Genomic DNA, 11,912 nt, shown 5'->3' on the forward strand with positions numbered 1-11,912 from the left:
CCTAGAACTCGAAGGTGCTCGACAAACTTACCTGCCGCGCATCGCCGACCGCCACAAAGTACTGGTTCACCGCCGAGCTGTAATACACCTTGTCGAACAGGTTCTTCACGTTCAATTGCAGGCGCACGTTGTGTTCGTCGAGTTGGGTCTCGTAGGTGGCAAACGCATCGGCAACGGTATAGCTTGGCAGGTCGAAGGTGTTGGTCGAGTTACCCGAACGCTCGCCTACATAACGTGCCCCGGCACCGAAGCGCAGCCGGTCCCCCCCGAACAGGCTGCCAAAGTCATACACCGCCGACAGCGAGCCACTGTGCCGGGCCACGTTCTGCAGGCGGTTGCCCTGAAGATCAGGGTCCTTGGTTACCTTGGCATCGGTCAATGCATAGCTGCCGATCAGGCTCCAGCGCTCGCTGAGCTGGCCGGTCACGTCGAGCTCCACACCGCGTGAACTGACCTCACCCGCATTGCTGTAGACCGTCTCGCGGGTAATGGCGTCAATATTCGAAACCAGCACATTGCGTTTGGTGATATCGAACAACGCCAGGGTGCCCGTGATACGGCCCGGCATGTCGAGCTTGGCGCCCAGCTCCCACGCCTTGCCCTCCTCAGGTGCCACCGAGGCGTCGAGCACAACATTGCCGGTCAGCGGCGCGATGGTCGAGTTGGGCTTGAACGACTCGCTGTAGCTGCCATAGAACGAGAGCTGGTCGTCGACTTTGTAAACGATACCGGCGTGAGGTACCCAGGCCTGGCCACTGCTGTCGGTATTGGCCTTGAACGGGCGACCGCGGCCAGCGTACTGGTCGTACTGCTGGAAGCGGGTTCCTGCTACAAGGATCCAGTGGTCATCGAGGTGCAGCGCGTCCTGCACGAACAGCGCATCGGTGCGCAGCTTGTCGGTCTGGTCGCTGTCGCTGGCGCGTACGTTGGAACCCTCCACTTCCTGTCCGTAGACCGGGTCCAGATAACTGAACGTGGACTGCGGTGTCTGGCGGATCAGGTCACCGCGAAAGATCTTGCGGTCTTCATGGTCGATGCCGAACAGCAGGTCATGCTGCATCCCCGCCAGCTCGACATTGCCATTGAGGCTCAGGGTCACGAACTGGTCACGGCTCATGGCATTGTGGGTGCCGTCGATGCTGCGTGTCAGCGTGCCTTGGGTTTCGTTGACGCCGGTCACGCGAACCTGGCTGGCATCGTAGGTCTCACGATTGAAGCTGTAGCCGAAGTGCAGCTTCCAGTCATCGGCCAGTTGATGGTCGACTTCCAGGCGATACAGGTCGGAGCGCCCTTCCATGTCGTTGAACGGCTCGTCCAGTCGGCGTGTGGCGGGGATATTCAGCGGGTGGCCGTTGTTGCCGAACGCGGTGCCACGGTCGAAGGGGTAGAGAAATTCACGGTGCTCGTAGGCCAGCACCACCTGGGTGTCTTCGCCCAGCCAGGCCAGCGACGGCGCCACCAGCGATTCGCGGTGCACGCCGTAGTTGCGCCAGTAGTCTTCGTCTTCGTGGTCGACGATCAGGCGGTAGGCGAAGTTGCTGTCGCCCAGTGCGCCCGTGCTGTCGAGCCCGCCACCACTGCCGTTCTTGCCGCTGCCATAGGTCGAGCCGCGCACGGTCAGGGCGTTGTACTGCTGCAACTGCGGACGCTTGCTGACCACGTTGATGACCCCACCCGGGTCCTGGATACCGTACAGCAGCGAGGCAGGCCCCTTGAGCACTTCGACCCGCTCGGTGCTGGCATTGAGGTTGCGACCCTGCACCACGGGCATGCCATCGCGCATGATCGAGCCGTCGCGGTTGTCGCCGAAGCCACGTTTCATCACCGTGTCGGATGTGCCGCCGAAGTTGTTGCCCTGGGTAATGCCGCTGACGTTGGCCAGGGCGTCATCGAGGTTGCGCGGGGCCTGGTCGCGGATGACCTGGGCCGGTACCACGTTGATTGCCTGAGGGATGTCCTGGCTCGGTCCCTGCCCGCGCATGATCGAAGCGCTGGCCGGTGGCTGATAGCTGTAGTCGTCCAGTTGCGAGGTCACGGTGGTGGCCTGCAGGTTGAGGGCTCCGGAGGTGTCTGCAGGTTCGAGCGTCAAGGTACGTGCGTCGACGCGGCGCCAGGCCAGCCCAGCATTGCCCAGCAGTTGTTGCAGCGCCTGCTCGGCGCTGAACCGACCATTCAGCGCCGGCGCTTGCACGCCCGGCAGCTCGAGGGTGTAGACCACGCTCTGGCCAGCGGTACGGCTGAAGGCGTTCAGAGCCTGGGCCAAGGGTTGGGCCGGCTGGGCGAAGGTATAGGCCTGCAGCTGCTCGGCCGCGCTTGCCAAGGGGGCGACAGCGAAGGCCGGGAGCGCAGCAAGGCCGAACCAGAGAGGGACGCAACGCGGGGAGAACTTCATGGACGCTGACCTGTGAGGGGTGATTATTGCGAATCAATCGCACTTTCACTCATTACACGGATACCACGTGCTGTTACCTCACCTGTGCCTGGAAATATTTTTGCTGTGCCGGCCTCTTCGCGGGTAAACCCGCTCCTACAGGGGGCGCGCAACGCTGTAGGGGCGGGTTTACCCGTGAAGAGGCTGGCACAGGCAACTACCGAACCAGGGTCAAACGCCCCAACACGGTCTGCCGTGAGAAACCCATCACCTTGCCCAGCGAATCCAGCGCCAGCAGCGGCTCGGCCACCGGGAAGCTGCCGCTGACCTTGCGCTGCCCCAGGTCACCATCGAGCAACAGGATGCGCCCTGGGTAATAACGCCCAAGGTCTTCGATCACCTGCGCCAGCGGTACCTGGTAATAGTTCAGCCACCCCTGGCGCCAGGCCAGGCGGTTGTCACTGTCCACCGCCAAGGTGTCGCCTACCCTGCCTGCGCGGTAGGTCACCTGCTGGTTGGCTGTCAGTTCTCGCACCAAAGTGCCCTGCGCGGGGCTGACGCCCACACGCCCACTGCGCACCGTCACCTGGGCACCCTCGCCCTGCGCACGCACCTCGAACTGGGTGCCGAGCACCCGCACTTCACCGCCGGCAGCTTCCACCAGGAACGGCTCACCGGTATGGGTAACCTCGAAGAACGCCGCACCATGCAGCAACCGCACACGGCGCTCACCCTGGGCGAAATCGACCGCAATGGCGCTACCTGCATCAAGCGTCACCTGCGACTGATCGGCCAAGGTCACCTGGCGGATCTGCCCGGCACTGCTGTAGTCCGCCTGCAGGTCCTGCAACCAGTACCCCGGGTGCCAACCACCTGCGACGCCCACTGCCAGCACCAGGCAGGCTGCCAACGCCAGCCGTGCCACCCGCCGCCAGCCGCCACGCGCCGGTGGTCTGGCCATGGCATCGAGGTAGCGCTGCAGGGCGTCCTGTTCTTCGTCCGCCAGCCGCGCCGCCGGGGCGGCGCTTTTCTGCCACAGCACCTGGGCCTGTTCATAAGCTGCGCGGTGCGCGGGGTCGGCCAGCAACCAGCGCTTGAATGCCGCCCCTTCGGCTTGCCCGGGTTGCTCGTTGATCCGGCTGAGCCATTGCAGGGCGGCCTGAAACTGCGCCTCAGTGATCGGCGGTAAACGGCTCATCGACGGGCGCTCCCTGGCCGGCGTGGGGTGGACGCGGGCTCGGCAACACTCGCCTTGCACGCTTCAAGGGCGCGCATCATATGCTTTTCCACGGCGCTCTGTGACAGCTGCATGGCTTTGGCGATCTCGCTGTACTTGCAGCCGTGAATGCGGTTGAGCAGGAAGATCTGCCGGGTGCGCTCGGGCAAGGCACGCAAGGTGGCCTCGATACGCTGCAAGTCGTGGTCGACCTCCACGGCCTGCTCAGGGGCCTGGGCCAGGCTCGCCTCGCTCACCGGCACAGCCGCTTCGGCCACGCGTTCGCGGCTACTCTCGCTGCGCAGGTGGTCTATGGCCAGGTTGCCAGCGCAACGCAGCAGGTAAGTGTCCAGCGACTCGACCTTGACCTCGGGGCGACGCCAGAAACGCAGGAACAACTCCTGGACCAAGTCCGAAGCGGTGGCGCGGCAGCCGACCCGACGACTTACCAACGCCTCCATACGCGCACGCTGGGCCTGGAACACCTGGACGAAACGTGCACGCCCGCCTGCGCTGTCAGCGTCAGGCTCGATGATATCCCTTGGCTCGCTCACGGGGGTCACACGGCAAGCACGGCGAGCATCGGGCCCAGCACCACGCTGACGGCGGCCAGGCCCAGCAGCAGACGAGGCTGGTACGGCAGGCCGAACACCCACAGAGTTACCCCGGCCATCATCACCGCGGTCCACTCCACCAAGCCGAGGGCCCAGCCACGCTGGTGCACGCTGAACACCAGCGACAGCATCAACAGCAGCCAACCTGCAACACGCAACAGGTGCAAGTGGCGGGGGTGCGGCTTGCGCCCGAGCAAGTCGCTGAAGTGCTTTTCCATCGCCAGGCACAGCGCAACGAAGCCTGCAAAGGCGATCAGTGCGTTACCCAGCATCAGCTCACCCCCACCGTTTCAATGCTCGGCTTTTTTGTCGTACGCGCCGCGCGCTTGGCTACAGGCGTGGGGCTGGCCAGCATCTTGCGGGCCAGCCAAGCCAGAAACAGGCCGGTCCCCAGGGCTGTCAGGTCGAAGCCGGCCATGGCCCAGTCGCCCTCCAGTACCGAATGGTTCAAGCCCCGGTCCGTCGTCAGGCCATTGAGCAACGGCAGCAGGGCGAAGGCCAGCGCACCCAGCGCCAGTTGCTCGCCCCAGGCCTTGCGCCCGCTACGCAGCACGGCGTGCACCAGCGACAGGCCCCAGGCGATGAAGAAAGCATTCACCTCCCAGTCGGCCCGACCTTCGACAGCCATGGGCACCAGGCGGTTGGCCCAGAAGAAGCTCGCCACCGCCAGCAACAAGCCGCTCATGCTGGCCATATTGAGCACTTCGACCAGGCGCAGCTCACCTGGCACAGCTCCGCTCTTGGCGTGCTTAAGCTGGCGCTTGCCCAACCACATGACCAACCCGGTACCAATCACCGCAGTACCGGCCACGCCAAAGAAGAAATACAGCCAGCGCAGCCAAGGCCCGGCGAAGTTACCCATGTGCAGGCCGGCGAAACTGAAGGCGGTCATCATTAGCCCGCTCTCTGGCTTGCCCTGGCTCAACAGCGCACCACTGGCCCCATCGAATGTCCAGTTGGCGCTACGCCGATAAGCCACGTGGTCGGCTGCCGATTGCGTGAAGGTGACGCGGGCATTGCTGTCGCCCGGGTTCTGCACCTGGATGTTGCCGATACGCGCCCCCGGCTGCAGCTCCTGCACCTTGCCGTAAAGGCTCGGCAGCGCTACCAGCGGCGTGGCCACCTGGGCCGCCTTGGGCGCATCATTGCGGCCAAACAGGTCATTGAAGTATTTGCCGGTGTCACTGCCGTAGCTGGCCATGATGCCCGCCGGCATCACCATGTACATGAACAGCACCAGGCTGCTGTAGCTGATCATCAGGTGGAACGGCAGCACCAGCACGCCGATGGCGTTGTGCCCGTCCAGCCAGGAGCGCTGCCCCTTGCCAGGGCGGAAGGTGAAGAACTCCTTGAAGATCTTCTTGTGGGTAATGATGCCGGTGACCAACCCCAGCAGCATGATGAACGCGCAGAACGTCGATAGCCAACGGCCAACCGGGTAAGGCATCTGAAGCTGGAAGTGGAAGCGGTAGAAGAACTCACCACCGCGGCTGTCACGTGCTTCCACCGGCTGGCCGGTCTGGGTATCGAGGGTTTTTCTGACGAAGCCACGCGGGCCGCCACTGGGGTCGCGGTAGCCCACACTCAAGGCGGCCTCCCGTTCGTTCGGCATGCGAATGAACCAGGTACTCGAATGCCCTGCATTGTCCTGCAGGTAACGTTGAGCGACTGCCAGGCTATTGATCGGGTCCAAAGCATGGCTGCGTACTTCAGGCTGTGACCAATGAGTGATTTCTTCCTTGAAGTACGACAGCGTGCCGGTAAGGAAGATGGCGAACAACAGCCAGCCGAAGATCAGGCCAGTCCAGGTGTGCAGCCAGGCCATGGCCTGGCGGAAGCCTTCTTTCATGCGTTTTTCATCCAGTAGGCAACGCCGCTGATCACGCTCAGCAGCAGGCTTGGCGCCAATACGCCCAACCAGGCGCGAAAGGCGCTGCGGCAGGCAAAACACCAGATGAACGCCAGCAGGTAGAAGACGAACGACAGCAGCAGGCCGATGAGCGTGGCATCGACCTTTGGCAGTGGGGCCAGCAAGGCAATACAGACGCTCGCGAGGGACGCCAGCAGATAACCGCCCAGCAGCGCGGCGAAGCTACGGGATGTCACGGCCAGGCGATAGCTGAGCGGGAGGCCGGCGATTTTGCGCGTCATGACGGGGTCCGGGCGTTTTCGAGATTACAATAATAATGATTTCAATTCTCATAATCAAAGCTCAGGACTATCTACCTGCTTGACCGCGATAGCGGCGCGTCGCAGTCCGCCAATCTGCAACAAGAAATTTATTTTCCAAAAGGGCTTGAATTCGTCTCGCGCTTGCCTGACCTTAGAGTCAAGAGGCGCAGAAATTCCAAGGGTCTCAAGGGCCTAGGCGCGTCTCCATGCGAGCAAGCTGAATAAGGATTGAATCATGCAAATCCAGGTCAACAGCAGCAACGATTTCGACGGTAACGCCCGGCTCGACCAGTGGGTCCGCAGCACACTGCAGAACTCGCTGGAACGTTACGAAGAAGACCTCACCCGCATCGAGGTTCACCTGCGCGACGAGAACGGCGTCAAGCCCGGACCGCATGACAAACGCTGCCAGATGGAGGCTCGCCCGAAAGGCCACCAACCGATTTCCGTGACCCACACCGCCAGTTCTCTGGACCAGGCAGTCGACGGTGCCGCCACCAAGCTCAATCACGCGCTGGAGCACTTCTACGGCAAGCTGCGCAGCAAGCGCGGCGCCTTGGAACTGAGTGACCCAGACGCCTGATCGGCATAGCAAAACGCCCGGCCTGGAGCCGGGCGTTTTCGTTTGTGCCGATCAATGGCGCTGAACCAACGTGCGAACGTCCCGGTCAACCTCTGCATTCACTCAACGCAGAAGCAAGACCATGAATAACCCATTCGAACGAATCAGTGCTGCATTCGCCCCCGAATACCGGGTGAACCTGAGCATTACCAACCTTGACGGCAGCATCATGCTGACCCTGTCCGACGACGCCGGCGTGGTCGCCAAGCGCCTCATCACCCAGGCCCAACGCAACGACCCGGTGCGCCTGCAGCGGGTGATCGACAGCATCCGCCTGGGCCTTGCGATCGAACTCAGCCAGAACCCCCTGCAAGTGCTGGCCGCGCTGACCCGTGACGCCCGCCACGAACCGCGCCATTTGGTTGCCAAATGAGGGCTATTTGCCCTTCTCCACTGCCTTGCCGTTGGCGTCCAGCACCTTGGTTGAGGGGTAGCGGTACTGGGTGAGCGTTTCCACCGCTTCGGTGCACACCAGGTAAACCTGCTCATGCGGATTTAATTTGTTTTATGAACCAATTCAACAAATAATTATGCAACTCCCGCCAACCTTTGAGCCAGGCTGACGTCTTTCGTCAACTACTCATATCCCAGCTGTTAAAGAGCACTTTCCTAAAACCCAAAAACCTCAAACCACTTCAGGAACTAAATAGCAAGCCTTATCGAATCTGCAAGATCATTACTAAACTTGCTACTGGACGAGAAAGCCAAGCAGATCACTCCACTCTCGACCTTGTAACTCATATAATAGCTACCTGCTTCGAGACTAAGAAACTCGCCTTGTATTGTACTCGAGCCATCAGGCTCCAGCCCCCCTCCGGAAGTATCTTCCCCTGCACCTACGAACACTCGCCCGGAAGGAACCTTCAAGTAAATCCCCCCGCTCGGATCTAATAGACTGTCTTCAACTTTCACTTTATACCTACCATCCTCACCTAAATTTAAAAAAGCGATATTACCCTCATTCATCTCAGAAATTTCATCACTTTGAATACTCCACCAATCAAATGAATCACTCACTCTATGGCGAATTGCCTTCAAATCAAATATCGCTAAAGTCGCCGTATCTGCAACCACAGAAAACTCGATACTCATGAATCACCCCCATATTATCAGGTCACCCCAACCTCATAACTGATCAAATAACGGGCTGCATCATTATTACAAAAACACCCCGACACTTATCCCGAACCCGTGATTACCGAACATTAGCCGTCACGATTTAGCGACCTAGAACTTACCGCTCATCATAAACATATATTCTCTCTTCACCACGCAAAGTAAATAAGCCAACAAGATTATTTTCCTCAAAAACTGGATATATCTTGATGCCAGGCAAACTGTTAGACGAAAACGTCAGAATCTCCTGGAGACGCCCTTCACTCCACTCGTAACCTAGCGTCCAAAATTCCGAGTCAAAATCAATCCTGCAAGCTTTACGTACCTCCCCTTGCTCTATATCAATTACCTTGAGCCACAAACGTTCGCCGTGCCGATTAATTTTAAGTGAATACGCTCGCCTATCATCATAGAAAAAATATTCGAACCCATGGATCTCACCCTTTGCATTGTAGACATCTACCTTATTTAACTGCCCCTCCACATAATAATATTTGTTTATATTTTTTTACTTACAGGCTCCTTTGCGGACAGCCTGCTGGGTTTTATACCCGACATTTCCAACTCATAAGGAATAAAAGAAATACCGCCCCCTTTCGACCACTTAACACTCGAAGCATTGGCACAATTCGTATCAGAAGCCAAAACAAAGGAAGCGTCCTCAGCTTTCTTGACAACCTCATCTTTAAAACGCTTCAAATCTTCTATCAGCATAGATCTACCTAATCGTTTTAAATGAAACACCCTCAAACAGCGACTGCTTACGCTCGAAAAATGCGTTCAGGAACCCCTTTCGGCCATTGGTTACGGAAAGCTTATCAAATATATATTACTTATATCCTTTGCCGAGCACGCCCGTACCTTTGTGAGCCGCAGCGGTTGTATCCGGTAGCCAAATCCCATTACGCTTATCATTTATATCAATGTCACATTGTGGGTCAACGTGCCACTCCATCACCACCCGCCTCAATTTTCTTCCACCATTTCAACCTCATCGGGCAGCGACGCTAAAATCAAAGAATAAAACTCATCAATACCTTGTGCCACTTTATAAAGGTGACCGCTATCACCTTGCTCCGCTATATCATATTTATTAATAGAGTCAGAGTCATGAAAGTGGGTCCTATCCCAATAATAAACCCCTTCTCGCCCGGACTCAGTAACAATCACGTAAGGATTCCCTCCCCCATCTTCCCCAATCGCCAAAACGCCATCAACAAATGCCAGCTCAGAAATGAACTCATGATTAAAGCTAATAAGATCATTACATTCCTCTCCAGGTATAACCCCAAACAGACGATCAAAACTCACGCGCCCGTCTTGAACAGACTTCAACGGCAACTGCCCAAAGTCAGGCTCAGTCAAATAAAAACCATTCATGCGTGCCAATATATTTCTATACGCAACAGGCAAGGCAACATTAACTGCTGCCTCAAGTGAGTTTATCTCAGCATCAGTCAAACCAGCTTTGTAAACTACAGGCATTTTTCTATCCTATTAACAGCTTCATTTCATATTTTTAACACCACCCGACAACGTAAGCCTATTGTGTTTTTCTAGGCGCTTCCGGTATCGTCTTCATATTTTCCTGATGATGCCAAGCATTTTCTCTAATAGTTTGCCTTGGCCTCTCGAGCGACAGTGGCCAAGCAGGCCCACTCCAGCTTCGCCAAATTCAGCTTATTAGCATCAAACTGCAAAACAACATCAGAAACCGAATCATATTAAAAATTTAACGGCATTTTTTAGCCACAAAACTCAACAAGTCACCGCATGCTCTATCATTCACCCAAACGCGTACATCCTCTACAGTCACCATACGTCAAGCCCCTTAATACATCCGAAAATGCCCTTAGAAAACACAAACTCACATATCATCCCGACCTTCAACAAAACAAATACCAATCACAGACTTACCCTGAAGTGACTCAGCTACCCGATTCGACACGACAATGCGTGACATGCTTTCCAGCGCGCGAAAAATCGAATGAGTTGGTTCGATATCCTGCAGAACGATCCTACTGAATTTTTTAGGCCCGCCAGGCAATGACTTTATTAACGGCTTATAAATGCACTCTTCCATATCAAAAGCGCTTTCTGATGCCAAATAATTCACTGCATAATAATCATTATGCACATCGCCATTGATCACAACACGTGCAGGGACAAACTGAATCTCATCTTCAAGCCCCATGCCAAGAAAAATATTGACAAGGTCAGACGTTATAATGTCCGGCCCATCACTGAAAAGATAGTCATACTTCCTAAATGCGCTCAAGCTGACTTTTTTCTTGAGTGAAAGCTGAACCGGCAAATCAGAGCCCGAAATTAATTTACACTCTTGAAAACTCAGGTGATCTATGCTGAATACATGATCATAGGAAAGCCAATATTTTTCAGGATAATTATCAACAGGCTCAATCAGCTTCATTAACATGCCCCCCATGGCCAATAAGTCGCTTGCCAAACGAACTTACCATCACTGTCCGTCAGCTCCAACGGTGTACCAATCTGATCCGTATGAAAGTAGCAGGCCTTCTGCCCAGGCGACGCCCCACCATAAAAGGCAGGCAACAACTCGGAAAGCACGAAAATATCATCTAACCAGAATCACGCTAGCCTGCTCCTCCACACTCCGATGTTCAACGAAAAAAACGCGCAAAGCCTCAAAAACTCGTTAATTAGGAAATTCTCCAGCGCAATAAATATCAAATAACTTTCCCACCCATTCAATACTGCATGACTTAGATATCGACTCAGCCACCAACCCTATGTCATCCGAAATATATCCTGCGACATCCGGACTACGAACCAACTCATATATTTTCTTAAAGACATACTCTCGAATCTCACTTACAGCCTTTTCATCGCTTTCAGATGAGTACTCAAGGTTTTTTAATTCCTCAAATGCATCGTTCCATACGGAGTCGAAGACATCGTCATCACGCCTATCTAATGCTTCATTCCAATCATTCACACTTGATACAACATCTTCAAAAAAACTATCTTGCTGAATCTTGCACTTCAGATCATCCAAAGAGCCAATTCTCATCCAAGCCCACCCTCTCTAAGTCAATTTCCTGCATTAATACCTAAATGCGCAGCCAGTCATCCTCAAAAAGCCGCTACAAAAGCATTACAAAAGCCCGCCGAGCAACGGGACATCGTAGGCCTTGCACTTTACAATCTTCTTTGAGGACATCGCCTCTTTTATTTTAACCTCATTCCCAGCCAACCCACCCAACTTAGCAGCACAATGTATCAATACAGCGGGATACGAGTAGTCACCTGCTGACAAGACAACGTCACTTATAGTCCTATCTGTCGGCACGATAGCGGCTAACATTTGGGGGACATAGAACTCCTCCAGAACAAGCCGGATATGAGTACAAACTTCACCCGCCAAAACAGGAGCCGGCGTCCTTATCGCTCCTCCAAACTCACCACTGAACCGTTTACTCTGCTCACCTGACGAGATGAAAGAAAAACAGCCATCACTTAATAAATTACTTTTGTAAGGAGGCGTGAATTTTGACGCGTACTCAAAGAGCTCCCCTCCAAAAACTATCCCAGCAAGCACATAAGAATCTACGCGCGCGAGATAATCCAAGAACAGCTCAGCCACATTCTTTTTATTATATTTAAATTTCAGCTTATTCTTTGACGCCACCACACCATCAAACTTTGAGGCAACGCCCCTTAGCTCTTCTTGCAAAACACTTTCAAAATACAACCGATCCTCTGAACTCATAACTCACCGATACCTAAGGACGTAAAATATTGCATCGTGCAGGGCTCCTT

General features: G+C 55.5%; 14 protein-coding genes and 1 pseudogene. 2 read left to right on the plus strand and 13 right to left on the minus strand.

Going from position 1 to position 11,912, the window contains the following annotated elements:
* Position 1: 1 nt before the first annotated feature.
* The 6 genes from ACE4QZ_RS22880 to ACE4QZ_RS22905 all read right to left on the minus strand — a co-directional run bounded on the left by ACE4QZ_RS22880 (position 2) and on the right by ACE4QZ_RS22905 (position 6,352).
* Positions 2 to 2,392: a TonB-dependent siderophore receptor gene (locus ACE4QZ_RS22880; protein WP_103469451.1), complete on the minus strand. Its 2,391-nt coding sequence runs from the start codon at positions 2,390 to 2,392 to the stop codon at positions 2 to 4.
* 196 nt (positions 2,393 to 2,588) lie between these two features.
* Positions 2,589 to 3,569: a FecR family protein gene (locus ACE4QZ_RS22885; protein WP_101196241.1), complete on the minus strand. Its 981-nt coding sequence runs from the start codon at positions 3,567 to 3,569 to the stop codon at positions 2,589 to 2,591.
* The gene (locus tag ACE4QZ_RS22890) at positions 3,566 to 4,141 is read right to left on the minus strand and encodes an RNA polymerase sigma factor (protein ID WP_031322503.1); all 576 of its coding nucleotides are present in this window, start codon (positions 4,139 to 4,141) and stop codon (positions 3,566 to 3,568) included. Before ACE4QZ_RS22890 ends, ACE4QZ_RS22885 begins: the two co-directional genes overlap by 4 nt.
* A gap of 5 nt (positions 4,142 to 4,146) precedes the next feature.
* Positions 4,147 to 4,473 (minus strand): DUF3325 domain-containing protein, encoded by a 327-nt coding sequence (locus tag ACE4QZ_RS22895; protein ID WP_021784090.1) that lies wholly within the window; start codon positions 4,471 to 4,473, stop codon positions 4,147 to 4,149.
* On the minus strand, positions 4,473 to 6,050 hold the full coding sequence (locus tag ACE4QZ_RS22900; protein WP_135192745.1) for a PepSY-associated TM helix domain-containing protein: 1,578 nt from the start codon (positions 6,048 to 6,050) through the stop codon (positions 4,473 to 4,475). The genes ACE4QZ_RS22895 and ACE4QZ_RS22900 overlap by 1 nt, the downstream gene beginning before the upstream one ends.
* On the minus strand, positions 6,047 to 6,352 hold the full coding sequence (locus ACE4QZ_RS22905; RefSeq protein WP_021784088.1) for a DUF3649 domain-containing protein: 306 nt from the start codon (positions 6,350 to 6,352) through the stop codon (positions 6,047 to 6,049). Before ACE4QZ_RS22905 ends, ACE4QZ_RS22900 begins: the two co-directional genes overlap by 4 nt.
* A gap of 256 nt (positions 6,353 to 6,608) precedes the next feature.
* Here ACE4QZ_RS22905 and ACE4QZ_RS22910 point away from each other — a divergent pair, with 256 nt between their 5' ends.
* Positions 6,609 to 6,956 (plus strand): HPF/RaiA family ribosome-associated protein, encoded by a 348-nt coding sequence (locus ACE4QZ_RS22910; protein ID WP_014592331.1) that lies wholly within the window; start codon positions 6,609 to 6,611, stop codon positions 6,954 to 6,956.
* Positions 6,957 to 7,077: 121 nt separating this feature from the next.
* Positions 7,078 to 7,368 (plus strand): DUF3509 domain-containing protein, encoded by a 291-nt coding sequence (locus tag ACE4QZ_RS22915; protein WP_101196243.1) that lies wholly within the window; start codon positions 7,078 to 7,080, stop codon positions 7,366 to 7,368.
* A 269-nt stretch (positions 7,369 to 7,637) separates the two neighbouring features.
* Here ACE4QZ_RS22915 and ACE4QZ_RS22920 read toward each other — a convergent pair whose 3' ends face one another.
* The 7 genes and pseudogenes from ACE4QZ_RS22920 to ACE4QZ_RS22950 form a co-directional block, all read right to left on the minus strand.
* Positions 7,638 to 8,087 (minus strand): DUF6386 family protein, encoded by a 450-nt coding sequence (locus ACE4QZ_RS22920; protein WP_101196244.1) that lies wholly within the window; start codon positions 8,085 to 8,087, stop codon positions 7,638 to 7,640.
* A gap of 522 nt (positions 8,088 to 8,609) precedes the next feature.
* Positions 8,610 to 8,825 carry a hypothetical protein gene (locus ACE4QZ_RS22925; protein WP_410480192.1) on the minus strand — a complete coding sequence of 72 codons (216 nt, stop codon included), beginning with the start codon at positions 8,823 to 8,825 and terminating at the stop codon, positions 8,610 to 8,612.
* A gap of 252 nt (positions 8,826 to 9,077) precedes the next feature.
* Positions 9,078 to 9,596: an SMI1/KNR4 family protein gene (locus ACE4QZ_RS22930; protein ID WP_101196246.1), complete on the minus strand. Its 519-nt coding sequence runs from the start codon at positions 9,594 to 9,596 to the stop codon at positions 9,078 to 9,080.
* 382 nt (positions 9,597 to 9,978) lie between these two features.
* Positions 9,979 to 10,578 (minus strand): hypothetical protein, encoded by a 600-nt coding sequence (locus ACE4QZ_RS22935; protein ID WP_021784082.1) that lies wholly within the window; start codon positions 10,576 to 10,578, stop codon positions 9,979 to 9,981.
* Positions 10,542 to 10,652, minus strand: a pseudogene (locus ACE4QZ_RS22940) (RHS domain-containing protein); the annotation flags it as partial. The pseudogene ACE4QZ_RS22940 and the gene ACE4QZ_RS22935, both read right to left, overlap by 37 nt.
* Before the next feature lie 136 nt (positions 10,653 to 10,788).
* Complete coding sequence (locus tag ACE4QZ_RS22945) at positions 10,789 to 11,163, minus strand: hypothetical protein (protein ID WP_021784081.1); 375 nt, start codon at positions 11,161 to 11,163, stop codon at positions 10,789 to 10,791.
* Positions 11,164 to 11,247: 84 nt separating this feature from the next.
* Complete coding sequence (locus tag ACE4QZ_RS22950) at positions 11,248 to 11,862, minus strand: hypothetical protein (protein ID WP_410480193.1); 615 nt, start codon at positions 11,860 to 11,862, stop codon at positions 11,248 to 11,250.
* Between the last annotated feature and the right edge of the window lie 50 nt (positions 11,863 to 11,912).

The organism is Pseudomonas sp. DCA-1 (assembly GCF_046523955.1).
Taxonomy (GTDB): Bacteria; Pseudomonadota; Gammaproteobacteria; order Pseudomonadales; family Pseudomonadaceae; genus Aquipseudomonas; species Aquipseudomonas putida_Y.